The following is a 21,643-nucleotide window of genomic DNA, read 5'->3' on the forward strand; positions in this document are numbered from 1 at the left end:
TAGCAGTCTTAAGATTTGTGGCGCTTTCGCACTGGTTCAGTTTCCGTTTTCCCGTTGCCCGCGTGAACTGAGGGTTTGTCAGGCAACGGGGACTCGAAACTTGGTCAAAGGGCCGCGGCCTTTGCGCGGCGCGCGCGCAGTTGCGACAGGCCGGGCAGAGCAAAGGCCAGAATGGCAATCAGGATCAGGATCACGGTCATCGGCGAGGTGTAGAAGATGTCCCATTCGCCCTTGTTCGAGATCAAGGCGCGGCGGAAGTTGGTTTCCATCATCTCGCCCAGAACCAGCGCCAGGATGATCGGGGCCAGCGGAATTTCCAGCTTGCGCAGGATGTAGCCAAGCACCCCGAATGCCGTCATCACGTGGACCGGGAACATCGTGGTATGCGATGCATATGCGCCGACGTAGCAGATGCCCGCAACGATCGCCGCGATTGCGGGTCGCGGGATATTGGCAACGCGCGCCCAGATCCTTGCACCGGCCAGACCGATCAGCACCATGATCGGCACGCCGATCCAGAGCGAGACAAACACAGTGTATGGGATTTCGGGCGACTTGGTGAACAGCAGCGGCCCGGGCTGGATGCCCTGAACCATCAGCGCACCGATCATGATGGCCGTCGTCGGCGACCCGGGAATACCAAGCGCCAGCAACGGGGCCAGCGCGCCGGCCACGGCAGAATTGTTTGCCGCCTCTGAAGAGGCCACGCCTTCCAGGGATCCCTTGCCGAATTTTTCGGGCGTCTTGGACAAGCGCTTGGACACCGCGTAGGACACGAAGGACGCGATGGAAGCGCCTGCGCCCGGGATCACGCCAATTGCATACCCCAGCACCGAGCTGCGGAGGATCGCGGTCTTCAGCCCCAGGATGGCCTTGACCGGAAGGGCCAGAAGACCGCCAATCGGCGTGCTCTTCAGTTTTTCCGAGGGGCCGTCCTCGATCATGAACAGGACTTCCGACAAGGCGTAGAGGCCGAGCAATACCGGCACCAGCGGAAGCCCTTCGAAGAATTCCGGGTTGCCCATGGTAAAGCGCGGTGTGCCGGTCTGCACATCCAGCCCGATTGTCGCCAGGGCCAGGCCGATACCCATCGCGACCGTCCCCTTGAGTGGCGAGCCATCCGACAGGCCGGCAACCAGGCTCAGGCCGACGAGCGCCAATGCGAAATATTCACCCGGCCCGAAACGCAGGGCGAATTCCGACAGCGGCACTGCGGTAATGACAAGCAGGAGGGTCGAGACGAATATGCCCGCGCCCGAGGACAGGATCGAGACGGTCAGCGCCTCGCCCGCGCGGCCCTGCTGGGTCAGCGGGTAGCCGTCCCAGGACGTCGCCACGGCTGCGGCCGTACCCGGCGAGTTGATCAGGATCGCCGTGATCGCCCCGCCATATTCGGCTGCCGCGTAAAGCGCGACGAGGCCGACGATAGAGACCACCGGATCCATTCCGTAGGTGAACGGGATCAGCAGGGCAACGCCGAGGCTGGGACCGAGACCGGGGATGGCCCCGATCAGGTAGCCCGCCAAGGCGCCGAAAACGAGGGCGAACCACACCATCGGGTCGCCGAACGCGGAAAAGCCGATTGCAAGACTCTCAAACATGTTTGTTCCTCAAGGCAGGTTGACCGCAAGCGCCAGGTTGAAGACGACGTAGATGAAGGCGCCCAGGGCAAAGGGCACGCCGATCAGGTGCAACGGCCGCCGCTCGCCGCAGGCCAGCATGGTCAGGAAGGCAAACATCAGAACGCTCGGCAGCGTGCCCAGCTGTTCGAAATATATCGACTGGAGAACGAGCAGCCCCACCGTCGCCAGGACGTACAGGGGCCGGCGGACCGAAACCCATGTGACGGGCACCGGATCGAGAACGCGCACGACAGCGGAAACGGCCACGGCGACAATCGCGATCAGCGTCGCGACCGCCAGCAGCGTTGGAAAGCCCCCGGCGCCGATGTCGATCTGGTTCAGCGGCGCCGGCAGCGCTCTAGCCTGAGCGTAATATTGCCAGAAGACGGCCAGCAGGGCGGCGCAGCCTATCAGGTCCAGCACCGGCAGGGAGCCGCGCACCACATCCCAACGCAGCCGCCATCCAAGGGCTTTCTTGTAGTCTTCCATTCGATCCTCCCTCATCAACGCCCGGACAGGACGTTGACTGAACTCCTTGCCGCCAGTTTCTCAAATCGGCATCCGGGTCGTGAACTGAGTATTTGTTTGCCTTGCTGTCACTTCGCTTTGGCCTTGGTGCGAGCCGAACCGGCGCATGGCTGCCGTCAGCCTGGTGTGCCCGCCATGTACATCGGTCCGCCCCGGTGGCGCGGAAAGCCGTAGCCGGTGATCATCACCACATCGATGTCGCCGGGCGTTTCGGCGATCCCCTCGTCCAGGACCGCCTGCCCCGCGCGCTGCATCGTCGACAGGATGCGCTCCATGATCTCCTGTTTGGTGAATGCCTTGCGCGTGCGGCCTGCCCTTGCGCTTTCCTCTTCGAGGATCCGCGTGACCTCCGGGTCGATTTCGGCCTTGCCCGAGCTGTAGTCATACCAGCCCTTTCCCGCCTTGCGCCCCAGTCGCCCGGCTGCGCAGAGGCGGTCGGCGATATGGGCATAGCGCTCGGAGGGATCGCGATGCGCGGCGCGGGCCCGGCGCCAAGCCCATGCGATGTCCAGTCCGCTCATGTCCTGAACGGCGTGAATCCCCATAGCAAAGCCGAACGCCTGCATTGCCGCGTCGATCTCGTGCGGCAGGGCACCCTCTTCCAACATGAACTCGCAGTCGCGCCGGTAGGACGCCATGATCCGGTTGCCGATGAACCCGTCGCACACCCCGGCGACCACCGGGATCTTGCCCAGAAGCCTGGCCAGGGCACCGCCCGTCGCCAGAGCACGCGCGCCGGTTGCCTCGCCACGCACCACTTCAAGCAGCTTCATGACATGAGCGGGCGAGAAGAAATGCAGCCCCAGAATGCGCGCAGGATCCCGTGTCGTCCGGGCCAGCTCGTCCACGTCCAGATAGGAGGTATTGGTGGCAAGGACCGCTTCCGCTGGCATCACGGCGTCCAGCTTCGCGAAGACCTCGCGCTTGATGTCCATGTCCTCGAACACCGCCTCGATCACCAGCGGACAGTCCGTCAGCGCCGCATAGTCCGTGCCGGTCCGCAGCAGGGCAAGAGCGGACTCCCCCCCGGATGCTGCGACCGCGCCACGCCTGACACTGGCGGCAATGGTTTCGGCCACGCGGGCCCTGGCGGCAGCGGCGGCCGTGGCGTCGCGCTCGATCAGGCGGACCTGCGCACCCGCCAGCAGCAGTGCCGTGGCGATACCCGCCCCCATCGTGCCGCCGCCAATCACGCCCACGGACGACAGGTCGGCCGCCGCCGCATCCGCCTGTTTCAGGGCCCGCCCCGCCGCGCGCTCGGCAAAGAAGACATGTCTGAGGGCCGCGGCCTCGTCCGACGCGGCCAGCCGCAGAAAGCGGTCCCGCTCTCCTGCAAGCGCCAGGTCGACCGGCTCCTGTGCCGCGCATCTGAGGGAGGCGAGCGCTTCGAGTGGCGCCTGCGCACCACGGCTGCGCCTGCGCAGCTGTGCCTCCTGCGCGGACCAGTCGATGGCTTCGCCCGCCACCAGGTCGCGCAGAAGCGCCGGATCGGGTCGCCCCGTTGCGGCCAGTTCATTCGCCATGGCGGCGGCCTCGGCCAGAAGGTCGCCCGTGGCCAGACGGTCGATCAACCCGGTCTCAAGGGCCTCTTGCGCGCCAATCGGCTTTCCACCGGTGGCCAGTTTGATTGCGGTTGCCATCGGGACCAGACGCGGCAGGCGCACCGTTCCACCCGAACCGGGAATGATCCCGATATTGACCTCGGGCAGGCCGAGCTTGGTGTCGGGCGAGGCGATCCGGGCGTGGCAGGCCATCGCCACCTCCAGCCCGCCGCCAAGCGCCAGACCGTTCATGGCGGCCACCCAGGGCACGGTTGAATCGGAGATCGCCGCCAGCACATCGGGCAGGAACGGCGCAACCGGCGGCTGGCCAAGCTCGCGAATGTCGGCCCCGGCCACAAAGCCGCGACCGGCGCCGCTCAACACCACCGCCCGGACGCCGGCGTCCCGCAGGTGCAAGACGGCGTCCTGCAATCCCTGACGGACGGCACGACCCAGGGCATTCACCGGAGGATTGTCGATCGTGACCCAACCAAGCCTGTCCCTGATGTTCACAGCCACGTCAGCCATGCACTGCCCCTCCTGCGCAAACGCCACCACCCGGCGGATTGTGCGTGTATACTGTGCAGCCGGTTTGCCGTGACCAAACCATTGGTTGGGTTCAGGCCAGCCCTGGATGAACTATGCTGTGAGCATGTTGCGCACCGCCGGAACACACCGCAGGACGGTTCCTGGCTCTGCAAGAGGACACAGCACCATGGGTGGTTCAGACCAACCGCAAACCGGCGACCCGGCCCTTCGCACCATCGCGATGTCGACTGGCCCCGACCCTGCCGGCAGGCCCGGTCCTGTCCCGAACGCGCCGAATACGGTTTAGCGCGGCCACCGACCTGCCACCCCATCCGGGCCGCCCTGAACCGGTGGCTTCGAACGGCTGTGCACCTGAAACACCCCCAAGACTCCCAAGGACTTCGCTGTGTCGCCGCGCATCAAGACCCTGCTTTCCCTTTCCGCACTTTACCTGGCAGCCGCTTGCGCCGGGTGGGTCTTCGCCTGGCTGGGCATCCCCCTGCCCTGGATGATCGGACCGCTTGTCCTGTCGGCAACGTTGTCGATCTCGGGCTTTCTCAAGGTCATGGTTCCGGTCAAGACGCGTCCGTTCGGTCAGATGGTCATTGCCGCGCAGGTGGGTCTTGCATTCACGCCGGCCGCGCTGGCCGCATTGCTGAACCTCGCTCCGGTCATGATCGGGACTGCACTTGCGTCGGCGGTTTGTGCCGGCATGATTGCCGTCCTCGTGGCGCGCACCACGCGGATCCGTCTGTCGCAGGCGTTCCTGTCGACATTTCCGACAAGCCCGGTCGAAGCCGCGATCATGGCCGAACGTCACGGGTGCGACCCCGCGCCGGTCATCCTTGCACAGACCACGCGCATCGCGGCGGTGGTGATCCTCGTGCCGATCGCGGTGTTTGCATTGGACGGCTGGCCTGACCGTTCCGGCGCGGTAAGCGGCGGCAGCTTCGATCCGATTGGCAACGGGTTCCTGGCGCTGCTGGCCCTCACGGGTGCGTTGCTCTTCAAGCGTGTCGGACTGTCCAACCCCTATTTCCTGGGGCCGCTGACATTCTCGGCGGCGGCCAGTGCCATCGGTCTGCACCCCGCGGCCTTCCCGACGGAACTCCTGTCCCTCGCGCAGATCGTCCTGGGAACCTGGCTGGGCAGCACCTTTCGGCACGACCTGTTCCTCAATCAAAAGCGCCAGTTGTTTGCGATCATTGCAAGCACGCTGGTGTTGCTGGGTCTGGTTTCCGGGATTGCGGTCGCGATTGCCCTGTTGGCCAGTCAGCCGTGGGAGGTCCTCGTTCTGGGGGCCGCGCCCGGCGGTGTCACCGAAATGGCGCTGACGGCCAAGTTCCTGGGGATCGACCTCGCCCTTGTGACGGCCTTTCAGCTGACCAGGATCTTTCTGTTCATGTCGAACATACCGTGGATCATCCGCATGATCGACGCCTACGAGCAGCGGAGGGAGGCGCGCAGGTAGACCCGGGAGGATCTCAGTCGCGGCGTGCGCGCATGCCGCCATCTCCGCCGATTTCCGTACCGGTGACAGAACCGGCTTCTTCCAGCCCCGGTTCCCGCCACCGCACACGGTGCTTGACGGTGCGGTCCGCCCGGCGACCTAGCGCAGGTCCACCCCGTCCAGGTCACCCGGTGTCAGCCGGTAGCGGATGACATTGCCTTCATGCAGACCCGCGATCTGCTCGCGGACATAAGCGACAACATCCGCCCGATCCGCATCGGGTATGCCAGCGGCCAGGGCCATCGCGTCAACCGCATCGTTTCGGAAGGCCTTGAATTCGAGAACGCAACGCCGGACCGCGGCACGGACAAAGTCCCGATAGGCAAGGGCTGCCTTTTCCGGGCTCTCGACCTCGGCGCGGAGAATTCGGTACTTTTCGGCGGACGCCAGGTACGCGTCTACGTAGACCTCGCGCAGCAGCGCCACGTTGTTCAGTTCATAGACCCCGATCAGCCCGTCGACATAATCGCCGTCGTCCATCGTCGTGAAGGACATCGGCGCAAGATCCGACTTCAGCAGCGGGATGTTCGAAGCCACGCGCGAGGTGCGCTTGTTCACGTCGGCAAAGGCCTGCAGATACGGGATGTGCACCAGGAGGAAGAACGACTGTTCGAACGGATCGGCGATCCGGGCCGCCTTGTGCAGCAGGATGTCGAATTCCTCTGCGATCGTGACCGCATCGTCGAGCGGCCGATAGCTGGAGTGCGAGATCGCGACCGGCATCGCCCGCAATCGGCCCGACATCGCCGGATCCGCCAGCAGACCGTCTGAAAGCAGCGCATGAATCGCGAACAGATCGGCACGCCGCAGCGCGATCGCATCGAGATTGTCGACCACATGCTGGATGGCGTCCTTGTGGTTGAGGATCATCAGGGCTTCTTTCCGATCCTTTCCCGCAGCTTCTTCGCCAAACCTGATCAGTCGCTCGGTCTGCAGAATATCGTAGGTGTTGCCCTCCATCCTGGACGACGCCCAGCTGAGATCGACCAGAAGCTGTTCGAGGATCCGGCGCGCATATGTTCCGGCCGGAAGCGCGCCACCCTGCGGACGGCCAGCCTCCAGCAGTCTGTCGCGGTCCGGTGCGGACAGATACCAGGTCTTTCCCGGGACATATGCGTCCAGAAATTCCGGTCGATAGGACACCGGCGCGCGCCTGTTGTAGGGCGTCGACAAATGCGCCCGGACGACCGCACCACCGGCAAGCCTGTATCCCGTCGCCCTGCCCTTGCCGGATACCTCGAGGCGACCGTCCTCCACCATGCGCCGCAGGAGACGCCATATGGTGGTTTCGCTCACATCCTGCGCGACACCCTTCCGGATGGCATTGCGTCCGGCGCCCGGGTTCTCTCGGACAAAGTCGAGGATGTCTTGATCCGACAAGGCCATGAAACGATATCCCGCAAGTATGAGACGATTATAGCATTGATACACCTACATTTTTCATGGGCGCAAGGTTTCGTTTCACGGATTTTGCAACGATACGGACGGCAGGATGCAGAAGCGGCCATCACCGGAAGGGTGAAACGACTATCATATTGAAATTATGTGTTTTTCCTGACCTTCGGCTGAATCGTTGCACAGCGCATGAAACGATAGCCCGGGACCGCATGGCGGGCTCCGTTGCATCGACGTGTCCGGCGCGCACCACGGGCCGCCCCCTCGCCCGTTTCAGGCAGCTTGCGGAAAGGGTTTGGCCACGCAGTCGACCTGATGGGCAACCCCGCTCCCGCAGGTCCCGAACTGGCGCTTTCGGATCCTGCGGAAGGGCGTCTGCCGTCATGCCGCGCTCGGCCAGCATATCCATGTGCGACACCAAATGGCGACAGCACCGGCGAAGGGCCATCCGGACGATCTCTTGCCGACACCGATGCCGTTTGACCAGGACACTGCGCCACGCCATCGGCCCCTTCATCTTCACAAGCAAGCAGAGACGGCGATTTCCGCCGAGATCATGCAACGGACCCTTTAGTTGGCGGAGGCGTGGATCTCGGTGATCGAGCCATAGATCATGTTGCGCAGGATCCCGCGGAGGCCGGCGCTCTTCCTGGGCGCCTGAAGCATCCAGATGACAAACATGTCCTCCGCCGGGTCGCCCATCATGTAAGTCCCCGCCGAACCGCCCCAGAAGAAGTCGCCGGGATTGCCGTTCAGAACGCCGCCGCCCGCCTCGCGACGCACCGCGACGCCCAGGCCAAAGCCGTAGTCGCGACCGGGAATGTCGAACTGGCCCTTGGCAATATCGCCAAGCTGGTCGGTCAGCATGTACTTGACCGTCGCGGGTGACAGCAGCTGCACCCCGTCGAAGGATCCGCCGTTCATCAGCATGGCCATGAACCTGGCATAGTCCTGCGCCGTGGAGACCAGCCCGCCGCCGCCGGTTTCAAAGGGCCGCGTTTCCCGGGGATCGAAAACGGCGATGTTGCCGATCATGCGGTCGTCGTCGAACGGCTCGGCGATCAGGGCCTGGTCCGCGGGATCGTCGATGCTGAACCCCGTGCGCGTCATGCCGAGCGGGTCGAACACCCGGGCCTTCATCACCTCGCTCAGTTTTGCGCCCTCGATTACCTCGATCACGGCCCCCAGCACATCGGTGGCGCGGCTGTATTCCCAGACCGTTCCGGGCTGATGCTCCAGCGGCAGGCTGCCGAGCACCTCCGCCACCTCGCGGTTGGTCTTCTCGCCATTGCCGGGGTTCTCGGCCTTCAGGGCGGCGCGGGCCGGGCCGGTTCCGAAGAAGCCGTAGGTGAGGCCGGCCGTGTGCCGCATCAGGTCCAGCACGGTGATCTTCCGTCTGGCGGGTTCGGTCCGGACGCTCCCGTCGGCGGCGGTGGTGGCGACGGTCATCTCCGCGAATTCGGGAAGGTATTTCGACAGCGGTGCCGCCAGATCCAGCTTGCCTTCCTCGACCAGCATCAGCGCCACGACCGAGGTCACCGGCTTTGTCATCGAATAGATGCGAAAGATGCTGTCCGTGGTCATCGCCTCCCCCTCCGGGCTGCGCTTCCCGAGGGCCGAGAGATGGGCGATCCTGCCGTCCCGGGCGACCAGAACCACCGCGCCGGGAAAGGCTCCGGCGGCAATCTTGTCTTCCAGCAGGGCGTCGATGCGGCCGAGTTTTTCGGCAGACATGCCGACCTCTGCCGGTTCCGCCATCGGCAGGTCCGCGGCCAGCGTGGCGGTCGCGATGGCAAACACCGCTCCCGCGGCCGCAAATCTGATTGCAGCTTTCATGGTAATTCCTCCATCTGGTTGTCCGCCGCTGCCTCCCGCAGGGCGGTGTCGTGCAGCCGTCAGTCGGCTGTTCTGCCACCGGCCTCTGCCGGATGTCTGCGCCGCCAGGCGAATGCGGCCGGAAAGCACGCGAGGATCAGGCCGAAGATCGACACCTGCGTCGTGCTGAGGCCCATCACCCCGCCGAAGGGGGCTGCGACAAGCAGGCCCGCCAGGGCGAGCACGACCCGCATCGCAATGGCGACCGCACCGGACCCGAGCGTGCCGACGAAGGCCAGGTAGCCCTGCATCCCGGCCGCGATGAGCCAGACGCCGAAGAACGCGCTGATGATCGCGGGGACGACCTCTGCTGCGGGCCCCTGCCCGATCAGCGCCGGGTTCAGGACGAAGAAGAACGGGATCACGTAGATCACCACGCCAAGCCGCGTCGCCTGCCACGCCGCCGCCATCGGGTTGGCCCCGGCAAGGGTGGCGGCGGAAAACGCGCCAAGCGCCACGGGCGGGGTGATGAAACTGACCATCCCCCAGTAGAGGATGAACAGGTGCACGGCGAGTTCGTTGAGCCCCGCCTGAACCAGCGCGGGCGCCAGAACCACGGCCAGGAAGATGTAACAGGCGGTGACCGTCATCCCCATGCCGAAGATGAAGGACGTCAGCGCGCCCATCAGCAGCAGCATCGCGGTCGAACTGCCGGCGGCATGAACCAGCTCGTTCGCCAGCGGTCCGGTGAGGCCGGTCGCCTGGAACGCCCCCATGATCATGCCGATGCCGAGGAGGATCGAGACGATTTCGGCCAGGGTTCTGCCGACGGAGACGATCATGTCCACGAGCCCGCCCGCCGTGAACCTGTCCCGCCGGCTGACCTGATTGAACAGCAGCAGCAGGGCAACGGAATAGAACGGCGCGGTCGTTTCCCACCTGTAGGCCGTCATCAGGAAGATGAGCAGCGCGAAGACCAGAAGGTAGGGCCAGCCGTCCCGCATCACGCCGCCCAGCTTCGGCAGGTCCGCCCGCGACAGGCCGGTCAGGCTGCGGCGCGCCGAATAGGCGTCGATCTGGACGAAAAGCCCGAAGTAATAGAGCGCGGAGGGGATCGCCGCGGCGATCATGATGTCGACATAGGGCATCCCCAGCCACGAGGACATGACGAAGGCCGTGGCCCCCATGATCGGCGGCATCAGCACGCCCCCGGTGGAGGCGCAGGCTTCGGTCGCGGCGGCGAAACGCGCGGTGAAGCCGCTGGATTTCATCGCAGGGATGGACACGGCGCCCGTGGTCAGCACGTTCGATATGACCGAACCCGACATCGACCCCATGAAGCCCGACGCGAAGATCGACACCTTGCCCGCCCCGCCCCGGTACTGGCCGACCAGTCCCAGGGCGAGATCGTTGAAGAACCGTCCGCCCCCGGTGAACTGAAGCACCGCGCCGAAAAGGATGAAGCCGATCACCAGCGTCCCGAAGGCCTGCATCGGGATGCCAAAGGAGGCCTCTGCCGAGATCATGAAATAGGGGACCACGTCCGTGAAGGGCTGGGTGAAGCCGCTCAGCGGATCGGGCACGCTGCTTGCGAAGGTCGGGTAGAGCGAGAAGACCAGCACCACGGCAAAGAGGATCAGGCCCCCGGCCCGGCGTGTGCCTTCTAGGATCAGAAGGTAAAAGACGATGGACATCCACATCGCCGTGTCCGGCGCGGCATATTCCCATCCGTTCTGCTGGCTGGTGTCCGAGTTGGCGGCGAAATAGCCGCCGACGATCAGCGTCAGGATGGCCAGGATCCAGTCGTACCACGGAATATCGGCGGACCGGCGCCCCGTGATCCGGAACCCGAGGAAGGTGACGGACAGGAAGATGCCCGCAAGAAGGTAAAGGTACGTCCCCTCAAGGAACACGAAACCGAACCGCAGGTTGAACAGCTGCTTGATGGCCAGCAGGATCGCGGCAGTCGTGACGATGCCGATGTACCACCGGGCGGGGCCGGTGAAGGTCAGCCTTTCGCTGACGAGCTCCTCTTCAAGAACTCTTGCCGTACGGTCGGTAACCGCGCTGTCGCCCATTGTCGCAATCCTGCCCGTGGAGTCTGGCCGATGTCAGGCCCGGGCGGGGATCTGCCCCGCCCGCCTGCTCAGAAGGCGACCTGAAAGCCGCCGGCCTTCAGCGCTTCGCGCCGCTTTTCGGGCCAGGCCGCGTCCCAGTCGGCGGGGCCGGCGGCCTTGAGCTCTTCCCAGGCGGCGGCAAGGGTGTCCTGGCGGGCGATCAGCATGTCGTTGTGCGCCTGCGCCGCGTCGGTCCAGGCTCCGGCTTCCTTGTAGTAGCGGATCGCGCCGGCGTGGTAGGGAATGACCCATTCGAATTGCTGGAACTTCATCGCCCAGCCCTCGATCCCCGGTGTCTTGCCGGAAAAGGCGGGAAGCAGTTCGAAGATGGCCTTGGTCATGTTGTAGACGAGGTCTTCGTCGGTATCGTCAAGGCCGATGAGGATCGGATAGGGAAAGGCGGCCATGTCCCGGCCATCGGTTCCGTCGATATTGGCGCCGACCGTCCCGCGCGACTTGATGTAGTAGGGCGCAACCTCTGTCAGCCGGGCGAATGCGGCGTCGTCGGACGGATCGAAGGGCGGCCAGTAGAGCCCGCGCGGGCTTGCCGCCGCCTCGTAGGTCACGCCGGAATTGGTGGAGGAAAAGGCGACATCGACGGTCCCGTCGACCATGCCCTTCCACGCCGCACCAAAGCCGCCGAATTCCACGATGTCCACATCGCCCCAGCCCAGCCCGCCATAGGCCAGCCAGGATGTGGTGTTGGTGTTCAGCGCCGGCGCGCCCTTGATCTGCGCGACGCGGAGCCCCTTGATATCGGCATAGGTGAACCCCTCGCAATCGGGCTTGCCGACCTTGTCGCAGGCCTCTCTCGCGACACCGACCGACATGGCGACGCCGCCGCCCGAGTTGGTGCCAAGCACGCGGATCTTCTGCGGCCCCCAGTTCTCCGAGCCAAAGTCCAGCACGCCCTCCTGGGCAAGGTAGACCCCGATCCCGTTCAACGAGAACTGGACCTTGCCCTGACGCAGCGGCTCCATACGGGATACGTCATTGCCGGCAGGCAGGATCCGCAGGTTGATTCCGGCCTCGTCCTGAAGCGCGGCGCCCATGGCCACGGCTTCGTTATACCCGGCGGATCCGGTTCCGTAGGCTGTCCAGGCGACCTGGCCGGGCAGTTTGAAATCAGCGGCATGCGCGCCGGTTGCGGCCAAGCACAGCGTGGCAGCCTGGAATAACTTTTTCATGATGTCCTCCCTTGGTGTCCAGCGTGTCAAGACGCCGGTTCCAAGGCCGAGCCTTGCACATTGCCAACCGAGCTTCAAACCAAATTTCTATTTATTAGTTCGTTGTCTTGTATCGTTCCAATTATTGGAACAAGTATCGTGAGTACAATGGTCCGCTGGCCCTGACAGGCCGCAACGTCGCACCGAAATGTCGGGGGGTGTCAGCTCAGCGGTGTCGCCAGTTTGAAGACGCCGGAAAGACGCATGGACGCCGCCGCCTCGGCCAGCCTGGGGCCAAAGTCGTTTTCGAAATATTCCGCAACCGCGCGATAGCGTGGGACGGCGCAGGCGATGGCGACATACAGGCCGTCTTCTGTCCGCCCGATCGGTGCGCCGGCTGCAACCAGTTCCGGCCGCCAGTCGCCATAGGACACGCAGAAGCCTTCCGCCCGGCACCGGGCGACGGCTGCTTCCATGACCGGACGGGACTCGTCGAGGTCCTGTCCGTGGATCGCGCGGATCTCCTCGATCTTGGCGCTGTAGTCCGTGTCCGACAGCATCGACAGGATGGACCAGCCTAGCGCGGAATGGTGCAGCGGCCCGGATTGCCCGATATCGGGAACATGCGGCCAGCCGGGCGGGAGACCGGCGGTCTGGACATGCACGAAGGAATCCCCGGACATCACGCCGATGGAGGCATTGCCAGAGCACATCTCGGCCATCTCGCGCATGGGCCCCACGACATTGTGGCGCCAGGGCATCGTCGCCAGGACGGGATAGTTGAGAGAAAGCAGACGGGGCGCGAGGCGGAAGGCGCCTTTCTGTGTCTTCCGCAGATAACCGAGATGCAGAAGCGTCTTGCACAGGCGCGATACCGTGGGGCGTTTCAGACCCATCCGCCGCGCGATCTCGGCATTGGACAATTCCTGGTCGGAGGCAGAGAAGCACTGAAGGATTTCGATCCCGCGCATCAGCGTCGATGACATGGATGCGTCGAGCTCGGCGTCCTGCTCCGTCGCCTGATCCTTCGACCTGTCCTGTCCTCTTGCCGCGTTCATATGATCCCTTTTTCCTTCAACTGTTCGATACGAGAGTCATCGAGACCAAGAAGGTCTTTGTAAACATATTCGTTGTCCGCCGCGATACCCTTGGCGGCCCAGCGAATCTTGCCCGGGTTGTTGCGGAAGCGCGGGACAAGACCCTGCATGCGGACCTCTCCGAAGTCCTCGTCCGCGACCCGGGCGATGGTGCCGCGCGCGATGAAATGCGGGTCGGCGAAGATCTGGTCGATGGAATAGATCGGCGCAAGCGTACCGCCCGTCGCGCGAAAGGCCGCCACCACTTCGTCCTGGGTGTGGGACGCGATCCAGCCGCCGAAGATGCGGTCCAGTTCCGCGACATTGGCCACGCGTGAGGTGTTGTCGGCAAAGCGCGGGTCGTCGATCAGGTCGGGGCGACCGATGGCCCGGGCGTTGTTGGCAAAGGTGCGCGCGGTGCTGCCCGCCACGGTCACGTAACGCTTGTCCGAGGTCAGGTAGACGTCGGAGGGGGCGGAATAGGCATTCCGGTTGCCTGCCCTTTCGCGGATCGCGCCAAGCTGGTCGTATTCGATGGCCAGCACCTCGATGATGCGCAGCAGCGCCTCGGTCAGGGACAGGTCGATTTCCTCACCCTGCTGGTCGCCCTGCGCCACCCGCCAGAGCGCGGCCATGATCGCGAAGGCGCCGAACAGCCCGCCGATCGGGTCGCCGATGGGGTAGCCCGTGTGCATCGGCGCGCGGTCGGCATCGCCGGAGATGGCGGTCAGCCCGCCCATGGCTTCGAAGATCCGGGCAAGGCCGGACATCTGCCGGTAGGGGCCGTCCTGCCCGAAACCGCTGAGGCGCAGGATCACCAGCTTGGGATTTGCCTGCCAGAGCGTTTCGACATCCAGCCCCCATTTTTCAAGCGTCCCGGGGCGGAAGTTCTCGACCAGCACGTCGGTCTTCGCGACGAGGTCCAGGAACAGCTCCTTGCCCTCTTCGCGGCGCAAATCGAGCGTGCCGAAGTATTTGCCCCGGTTGGTGACCTTCCACCAGAGCGACTTGCCCTCCTTCAGCGGCGGGAATCCACGCAGCCCGTCGCCCACGCCCGGCAGTTCCAGCTTCACCACCTCCGCCCCGAAATCCGCCATCATCGTGGCCGCCATCGGCCCGGCGATGATCGTTGCGATATCCAGCACGCGCAGCCCGGCAAGCGGCCCCTGTCCCTTGGTCTCCGACACGGTCAGTCTCCTCAATTGCTAAAATCCGCATAACATTTCATTCTATTAATTCAAATGAATTTATGTCTTGATCTACTATGTGGTCATTCTCTCGGGGGAAAGGCATCGCGTCACGCAGGAGGGGGCCGTGAAGAACCGTTCCAGAACAAAGGCGTCCTGATCTCCGGGACCAGCCTCGGGATCGGTCGGCCGATCGCGCTGACCGCTGCCGATCAGGGTGCAGCCCTGCCGGTCGCCCCCGACGGCCCCGGGACGCGGAACGCGATTGGCCCGGACGTCCAGGCCGGGTTGCAAGGGCGGATGCTGAACGCCGCGCCCGATGCGGGGATATGAGCCGTCGTCCTGACCGGCGCCGGCGGAGTCTTCCCTTCCGGCGGCGATGTCATGGTGCTGAAAGCCAGCGGCGCGGCCGGGCGACTTCTTGTGTCCGTCTAGGCCTCTCGTGCGGCCGGCGGGGCAGCTTGCAGGCGGGCCATGTCAGGCGCGATGGACCGCAGGTCGCTTGAGCCGGCGATGACCGACTCCAGCGCGGCGCCAACCGAAAGGACGCCCAGATCGTCGTATCGTCGACCCACGATCTGCAAGCCGAAGGGCATCCCGTTGGCGTCCCGCCCGCAGGGGATGGTGAGCGACGGACAACCCGCCAGCGTCGAGGCATAGGCCAGTGCGAGCCAGTGGTAGTAGGATTTTGTCGGCACTCCGTCGATTTCGACCGGATACAATTCATGCCAGTCGCGCGGCCCGATGCAGACTGCCGGGCTGAGGATGTAGTCAGCCGTTTCGAAATGCGCCAGCCAGCGCAGGGCATAGCGTTGTTGCGCGATGAAGGCGGCGGTCACCTCTTCGGGTTTCAGCGCCAGCCCCTCCTCAACGTTGGCCGTGACGTTCGGCCCGATTTCTCCGGGATGCCTGTTAACGAGATCGCGGTTCTGGCCGAGGAACAACAGGCCGCGCAGGGTCGAAAAGATCCGGTCGGCATCGTGGCTGTCGGGTGTGCCGGGGTCGAGCATCGGCAGGTCGGCGGCAAGCGCTGTCACGATCCTTGCAAAGCAGTCCCGGATCATCGACTCGGTCGGCGCGAAACCGAAATCGGGGGTGAAGGTGAAGCGAAGTCGGGACAAATCTGCAACCGGCAAGGCTGCGAAGCTGGCCGAGTCCCAGGCCGTGCGGCCACCGGCCACGGCAGTAAAGGGATCCCCGGCATCGGCGCGGGCCTGCACCGACAGCAACAGTGCAGCGTCTTCGACCGTGCGGGCCATCGGCCCGATGGTCGAAAGTGGGATCAACCCCACCGCCCGGCTGGCCGCGGGCACGACACCGGGGCTTGGGCGAAAGCCCACCACCCCGCAAAATGCCGCCGGGTTGCGCAGGGACCCGCCGGTATCCGATCCGGTCGCCAGCGGCGCCATCCTCGCGGCGAGAGCGGCCGCCGAACCGCCTGATGATCCGGCCGAGCTGCGCGTCAGGTCGTAGGGGTTCTGCGTCACACCATAGACCCGGTTGCGCGTATTGGCCCCGGCGCTGAATTCGGGGCAGTTGGTCTTGCCGAACGGGATCGCCCCGGCCGCCCGCAACGCGCTGACCATGACGTCATCGTTTTCGGGGATGTTGTCGCGGAACAGAGTTGATCCGAATGTTGTCGGCAGCCCTGCCACGTCGACCATGTCCTTGACCAGCAACGGCAGGCCCGCCAGAGGTCCCTCGTCCCCCCGGATATGTCGGGCCGCGTTGCGGGCGCGCGGCACGTCCATCGCCACGATCGCATTGACGGCCGGGTTTGTTGCATCGATCTGCTCCAGGCAGTCGTCCAGCAGTTCCAGGGCGGACAAGTCGCGGCGCTGCAGAAGACGGCGCGCTTCCATCGCGGTCAGCTCTCTGGGCTTCATTGCGGCACTCCCGCGGCTTGGGTATCCCCCGCCGGGGCCAGCGCTTTCAGCCCCGCGATGAGAACCTCGACATAGAAGTCGAACCCGCCATCCAGTGGCGCCGTCGCGCCGTTTTCCCACCGCAGAATGAACGACCGGTTCACCATCAGGTCTTTGTGCGCGGTCAGCACCGGATGGTCGTCCGGGTCGATCCTCGCCACGATCCCGGACATGCGCTGCATCCAGTCTTCGACATCGTTGTCGAGCACCATCGCGAATTCCTGCGTCACGAACCCGACCATCGTCCCGATCACCGAATTGTAGGCGGACACCAGCGGTTCGCCGGAATACCCCGCCTCCGACAGCTTCTTCAGCACGCCCTCGACCATCGTCAGGTCAACGCTGGCGTTGGACAACAGCTGCACGCCGATCAGCGGCGCGACGTTGGGATGGCGCCGGATCACCGTACGGTAGCTGGTGATGAAACTGCGCAGCCAGGGCTCCCACGGCAGGTCCCTCGGCGGCACGACCTCGGACAGCACATGGCCGATCACTTCGACCACCAGCGCGTTCCGGTTCGGCACGTGCCAGTAGAGCGCGGTCGGATAAACGCCCAGTGCCTTGGCCACGGCACGCAGGCTGAAAACGTCCAGCCCCTTCTCGTCGATCAACTGCAGGGCGGTTGCCACGATCCGCTCACGCGACAGCGCGGGTTCCTCGTCATTCCGGGCGCGCTTTTTCCGGCGGGCGCCAGAGGGCTGATAGACATCCATGTCGAAAATCCTGCGTCGTGACACCCGCGCCGGACTGCCGGTCGACAGGGTTTCGCACCATTAGTGACCGCTTGGCAGACCAAATACAAGGCATCGATGTACAACGTTCATGTACGCCGTACAATTTTATTGAACGCTGTACATGAAAGGGCTAGCGTCCGGTCAGCCAATCACGCGCACGGAGGTCGGGGCACGACATGACCGCAAGGGGAATCCACGACGCCGGGCGTGCCTTGAGCCGCCTTTCAGGCCACCGGAGCGGAGGCGTGCGATGATCCTGCTGCTGGCCATTGCCGCGTTGCTGCTGGCTGGCGGCGTGGCGCTGTCCTACGTGATCGGGGCGACGGCGGTGCTGAGCTTCGTGGCGGCAGATCGCACGATGTTCCTGGCCGCGATCCCGCAGAAGATCGTCGCCCACATAGATAACTTCACCCTGATGAGCATGCCGCTCTTTATCCTGGCGGGCGAGATCATGAACCGCAGCGGCGTGACCCAGGCGCTGCTGCGCCTTGCCATGCTGATGTTCGGCGGGCTTCGGGGCGGGCTCGGCCATGTCAATGTAGCGACCAGCGTGTTCTTCGCCGGGATCTCGGGATCGGCGGTGGCGGATGCCGCGTCGCTGTCGAACATGCTGGTGCCGCAGATGCGCAAGGAAGGCTATCGCGACACCTATGCGGCGGCCATCACGGCGGCCTCCTCGGTCATCGGGCCGATCATCCCGCCGTCGATCGTGATGATCTTCTACGGCGCGCTCATGGGCACCTCGGTCGCGGGTCTCTTTGTTGCGGGCTTCCTTCCGGGGCTGCTGCTGGCGGCGGCGCTGATGCTCTTGAACGCCGTCTATTCCCGCCGCGAAGGCTATGCCAGCCAGTCCACACCCATGTCTGACAAACGCGCCGTGATCCGCGATGCGCTGCCCGCGCTGCTGATCCCGGTCATCATCATCGGTGGCATCGTATTCGGCATCGTCACCCCGACCGAGGCCGCCACACTGTCGGTTTTCTGCGCGCTGATCGTCGGGAGGCTCTACGGGCCGTTTGACCGGGCGGGGCTTTTTGCCGCCTTCCGCCGCACGGCGGTCCTGTCCGGCTCGATATTCCTCATCCTCTCCGCCGTTGCCGCCTTCGGCTATCTGGCCGGTCTGCAACAGCTTCCGACCCGGATGGCGGAATGGCTGATCGGGCTGGGGTTCGACGGCTGGACATACCTGCTGTTGCTGAACGTGGTGTTCCTGATCGCGGGCATGTTCCTTGAGGTCCCCGTGGCGCTCGCGCTGTTGGTGCCGTTGCTCGCCCCGACAGCCGTGACGATGGGCGTGGACCCGGTGCACCTCGGAATCGTCATCTGCCTCAACCTGACCATCGGCATGGCCTCCCCGCCCTTCGGCGCCTGCCTGATCATTGTCTCGACCGTCACCGGAGTCGGCTACTGGCGGCTCTGCCGGGCGGTCATCCCCTTCGTGCTCGTCGAGATCGTGATCCTGCTGATCGTCACCTATGTGCCCGGCATCTCGATGGTCCTGCCGCGCCTGTTCGGGTACGCGGGATGAGCGCGCTGCTGACACTGTCCCGCCGCCTGAAACGGTGCGACGACGCGCTGAACGCGGCCGTCACGGTCGCCTGCGTTGCCTGTTTCGTCATAATGCTGCTCACCGTCGCGCTGCAGATCCTGTCGCGCTATGTGCTGGCTTCGCCGCCGTTCTGGACCGAGGAACTGGCGCGATGGAGTATGGTCTGGGGCGGTCTCCTCGGCGCGACGGTGGCATTCCACGAAGGCGCCGATCCCAAACTCTACCAGCCGCCGCTGCGCCGGCCCTGGGTCCGGGTCGCGCAAGCGGTCGCGCGGCTTGCCGGGGCATGGATCTTTCTGGGCACGGTGCTGTGGTTTTCTGTCCCGTTCCTTGCGCGTCAGGCCCAGCAAGTCTCTGAGGGTCTCGGCATTTCGCCCGTCTGGGTGGCGCTCGCCGTGCCGGTCTCGGCGGTGGTGATCTGCCTTCACGCCCTGGCCCTGGCGCTGACCGCTCCGTTTCTGCCGCCCCCCATCAACCACGATCCGGAACAGGATCTTCACTGACCACAGGAGAGGTATCAATGCATTTCAACCGAACTCTGACCGCCGCGCTCGCTGTCTCTGCCGCGCTGTTGACCGGCGCCGCCCCCGCGGCCGCGCAGTCGGTCAGCCTGGCCTACGACACGCCGCCATCCTATGACGTGCAGCCGTCCTACCGCTGGGCCAAGAACTTCACCGACAAGCTGGCCGAAGCCGGGTTCGAGGTCGAGACCTTCGCCAACAACTCAATCGGCGGCGAGGCCGAGCGGTTCGACCAGATGCGGTCGGGTCTGCTGAATGTCGACATGGGCGGCTATGCCTTCGGCATCCAGCTGGTGCCCGAAATGGAGGTCATCCGCCTGCCCTTCGTGTTCGACAGCATGGAGCACCTGAGCAACTACCTGAAGACCTCGGGCTTCATCGACGAGATGAACGAGAAGATGAAAGGCTCGGGCGTGCACGTGCTGGCGATCATCCCGCTGACCGGGTTCGCCGGCTTCTTCAACAACAAGAAGCCGATCGCCACCTTGGCCGATTTCGACGGCATCCGGATGCGGGCCCTGGACGCGTCTCAGTTGAAGCTGATCGAGGCCATCGGGGCCAACGGCGTCGTCATCCCCTTCAGCGAGGTTCCGGCCGCCTTGCAGACCGGCGTGGCCGACGGCTACATCAACCCGGTCAACGTGCCGCTGACCTTCGGTCACGGTGACCTGCTGAAGTACTACACCGATTCCGGCATGTTCGTCTCGGTCCGGCTGGCCATGGCCTCGGAGTCGTGGTGGGATGGCCTGTCGGACCAGGACAAGGCCAAGGTCGACGCCGCCGTCGCCTATGCCGATAACGATCTCATGACCTGGACCACCGGCGCGGTCGAAGTCGAGAAGCAGAAACTGCGCGATGCGGGATTCGAGGTTACCGAACTCAGCCCCGACGCCCGCGCAGAATTCGTTGCGGCCACCGCCTCGGTCGTGGACCAACTCGATATTCCGAACAAGGACGTCTATCTGCAGGCGATCGAAGCCGCCAAACCCTGATCGACCGCGCCGGCTGCGGCGGCTCCTGCCGCCGCACATCCCGCGCATGCCAGACCTCACGACCGGAGACCGTACCGTGCAAGCCCAGGAACTTCCCCCCGCCCTTGCAACCGCGCTGGCCGGGGCCGAGGCGGCCTATGCCCGCAGATGCGCCGGCAGCGCCGCCGCCAATGCCCGCGCCGCCCGTGTCATGCCTGGCGGCAACACCCGCACCTCTCTGTGGAACGATCCGTTCCCGTTGTGCGTCGCATCTGGCGAAGGCTGCCGGATCACCGATGTGGACGGGCACACCTATGTCGATCTCCTGGGCGAATTCACCGCGGGCATTTACGGCCACACACCGCCCGAACTGGCCGCCGCCGTCGCCGCCGCGCAGGCGGACGGCATCAACCTGTCCTCCCACAACACGCTCGAATCCAGGCTGGCCGAACTGCTGGTCGCCCGGTTCCCGTCGTTCGACCTCGTCCGCTTTGCCAACTCCGGGACCGAAGCGAACCTGATGGCGCTCGCCACCGCCAAGATCGTCACCGGGCGCGACCGGATCGTGGTCTTCGAAGGCGGCTATCATGGCGGCGTCCTGACCTTCGGCGACGGCGGATCCCCGGTGAACGTGCCGCACGATTTCGCCGTTCTGCCCTATGACGACAGTGACGCCGCGACGGCGTATTTCGCTTCCCACGGCACCAGCATCGCCGCCGTGCTGGTCGAACCGATGCTGGGCGCGGGCGGCTGCCGCCCGGCCTCTGCCGCGTTCCTGGCCTCGCTCCGGCGTTTGACGAAAGACACCGGCGCGATCCTGATCTTTGACGAGATCCAGACCTCGCGCATGGCCTACGGCGGCTACCAGGGCCGGTTCGGCCCCTGCCCCGACATGACGACCATCGGGAAATTCTTCGGCGGCGGGCTGGCCTTCGGTGCCTTCGGCGGGCGGCACGACATCATGTCCCGGCTCGACCCCCGGCGGCCTGACGCCATCGGACACGCCGGAACGTTCAACAACAACACGCTGACAATGGCCGCCGGGATCGCCGCCATTGAAACCTACCTGACAGCCGATGCCCTGGACGCGCTCTTCGACCGGGGCGAGACGGTCCGGGCACGCCTCTCGACCCTCTTCCGCGACCGGCAGGCCCCCTATTCGGTCAGCGGCCTGGGTTCGATCATGAATATCCATGGCCACGGCGACCGCGCCACCGACACCGCGCTGCGCCGGTTGATGCAGTTCGACCTGCTCGAGGCCGGGTATTATATCGCCGCGCGTGGCCTCATCGCACTCAGCCTGCCTCTGGGCGAGGGCGAAATCTCGGGTTTCGTCGACTGCGTCGCGGCATTTCTCGACAGGCGCAGCGACGCGCTGGCCGCGGCACATCTGCGGACTTGACGGACCGACCCATGATCGTCTTCGCCTGAGACGCCGCCTTGTCTCGGTTCCTGCCC

Annotated in this window: 16 protein-coding genes; 5 read left to right on the top strand and 11 right to left on the bottom strand. The window is 65.0% G+C overall.

Annotation, left to right across the window (positions count from 1 at the left end; translation table 11 throughout):
• Positions 1-104 precede the first annotated feature (104 nt).
• From GLS40_RS08215 to GLS40_RS08225, 3 genes are all read right to left on the bottom strand, one after another.
• On the bottom strand, positions 105-1,601 hold the full coding sequence (locus GLS40_RS08215) for a tripartite tricarboxylate transporter permease (RefSeq protein ID WP_160382283.1): 1,497 nt from the start codon (positions 1,599-1,601) through the stop codon (positions 105-107).
• Between the two features lie 9 nt (positions 1,602-1,610).
• Positions 1,611-2,111 carry a tripartite tricarboxylate transporter TctB family protein gene (locus tag GLS40_RS08220; protein WP_160382284.1) on the bottom strand — a complete coding sequence of 167 codons (501 nt, stop codon included), beginning with the start codon at positions 2,109-2,111 and terminating at the stop codon, positions 1,611-1,613.
• Positions 2,112-2,266: 155 nt separating this feature from the next.
• Positions 2,267-4,219, bottom strand: coding sequence for a 3-hydroxyacyl-CoA dehydrogenase NAD-binding domain-containing protein (locus GLS40_RS08225; RefSeq protein ID WP_160382285.1), 1,953 nt, complete (start codon positions 4,217-4,219; stop codon positions 2,267-2,269).
• Positions 4,220-4,625: 406 nt separating this feature from the next.
• On the opposite strand from GLS40_RS08225, the gene GLS40_RS08230 reads away from it, so the two are divergent.
• Complete coding sequence (locus tag GLS40_RS08230) at positions 4,626-5,690, top strand: AbrB family transcriptional regulator (protein WP_160382286.1); 1,065 nt, start codon at positions 4,626-4,628, stop codon at positions 5,688-5,690.
• A gap of 138 nt (positions 5,691-5,828) precedes the next feature.
• Here the strand turns inward: GLS40_RS08230 and GLS40_RS08235 are convergent, their stop codons facing one another.
• The 8 genes from GLS40_RS08235 to GLS40_RS08270 form a co-directional block, all read right to left on the bottom strand.
• On the bottom strand, positions 5,829-7,115 hold the full coding sequence (locus GLS40_RS08235; RefSeq protein ID WP_160382287.1) for a Fic family protein: 1,287 nt from the start codon (positions 7,113-7,115) through the stop codon (positions 5,829-5,831).
• 579 nt (positions 7,116-7,694) lie between these two features.
• Positions 7,695-8,960 (bottom strand): serine hydrolase domain-containing protein, encoded by a 1,266-nt coding sequence (locus GLS40_RS08240; protein WP_160382288.1) that lies wholly within the window; start codon positions 8,958-8,960, stop codon positions 7,695-7,697.
• 59 nt (positions 8,961-9,019) lie between these two features.
• The gene (locus GLS40_RS08245) at positions 9,020-11,017 is read right to left on the bottom strand and encodes a TRAP transporter permease (protein ID WP_160382289.1); all 1,998 of its coding nucleotides are present in this window, start codon (positions 11,015-11,017) and stop codon (positions 9,020-9,022) included.
• Between the two features lie 68 nt (positions 11,018-11,085).
• Positions 11,086-12,243: a TAXI family TRAP transporter solute-binding subunit gene (locus GLS40_RS08250; RefSeq protein ID WP_160382290.1), complete on the bottom strand. Its 1,158-nt coding sequence runs from the start codon at positions 12,241-12,243 to the stop codon at positions 11,086-11,088.
• Positions 12,244-12,443: 200 nt separating this feature from the next.
• The gene (locus tag GLS40_RS08255; protein ID WP_160382291.1) at positions 12,444-13,280 is read right to left on the bottom strand and encodes an IclR family transcriptional regulator; all 837 of its coding nucleotides are present in this window, start codon (positions 13,278-13,280) and stop codon (positions 12,444-12,446) included.
• The gene (locus GLS40_RS08260; protein ID WP_160382292.1) at positions 13,277-14,485 is read right to left on the bottom strand and encodes a CaiB/BaiF CoA transferase family protein; all 1,209 of its coding nucleotides are present in this window, start codon (positions 14,483-14,485) and stop codon (positions 13,277-13,279) included. Before GLS40_RS08260 ends, GLS40_RS08255 begins: the two co-directional genes overlap by 4 nt.
• 431 nt (positions 14,486-14,916) lie before the next feature.
• Complete coding sequence (locus GLS40_RS08265; protein ID WP_160382293.1) at positions 14,917-16,371, bottom strand: amidase; 1,455 nt, start codon at positions 16,369-16,371, stop codon at positions 14,917-14,919.
• Positions 16,368-17,123, bottom strand: coding sequence for a TetR/AcrR family transcriptional regulator (locus GLS40_RS08270; protein WP_160382294.1), 756 nt, complete (start codon positions 17,121-17,123; stop codon positions 16,368-16,370). The genes GLS40_RS08265 and GLS40_RS08270 overlap by 4 nt, the downstream gene beginning before the upstream one ends.
• Positions 17,124-17,394: 271 nt before the next feature.
• On the opposite strand from GLS40_RS08270, the gene GLS40_RS08275 reads away from it, so the two are divergent.
• The 4 genes from GLS40_RS08275 (at position 17,395) to GLS40_RS08290 (ending at position 21,587) form a co-directional block, all read left to right on the top strand.
• On the top strand, positions 17,395-18,672 hold the full coding sequence (locus tag GLS40_RS08275; protein ID WP_160382295.1) for a TRAP transporter large permease: 1,278 nt from the start codon (positions 17,395-17,397) through the stop codon (positions 18,670-18,672).
• Positions 18,669-19,196, top strand: a complete 528-nt coding sequence (locus tag GLS40_RS08280; RefSeq protein ID WP_160382296.1) for a TRAP transporter small permease — start codon at positions 18,669-18,671, stop codon at positions 19,194-19,196. Before GLS40_RS08275 ends, GLS40_RS08280 begins: the two co-directional genes overlap by 4 nt.
• A gap of 17 nt (positions 19,197-19,213) precedes the next feature.
• Positions 19,214-20,206 carry a TRAP transporter substrate-binding protein gene (locus GLS40_RS08285; protein ID WP_160382297.1) on the top strand — a complete coding sequence of 331 codons (993 nt, stop codon included), beginning with the start codon at positions 19,214-19,216 and terminating at the stop codon, positions 20,204-20,206.
• A gap of 76 nt (positions 20,207-20,282) precedes the next feature.
• Positions 20,283-21,587, top strand: a complete 1,305-nt coding sequence (locus tag GLS40_RS08290; protein WP_328598886.1) for an aminotransferase class III-fold pyridoxal phosphate-dependent enzyme — start codon at positions 20,283-20,285, stop codon at positions 21,585-21,587.
• Positions 21,588-21,643 lie beyond the last annotated feature (56 nt).

This window comes from Pseudooceanicola pacificus (assembly GCF_009789075.1).
GTDB lineage: Bacteria > Pseudomonadota > Alphaproteobacteria > Rhodobacterales > Rhodobacteraceae > Pseudooceanicola > Pseudooceanicola pacificus.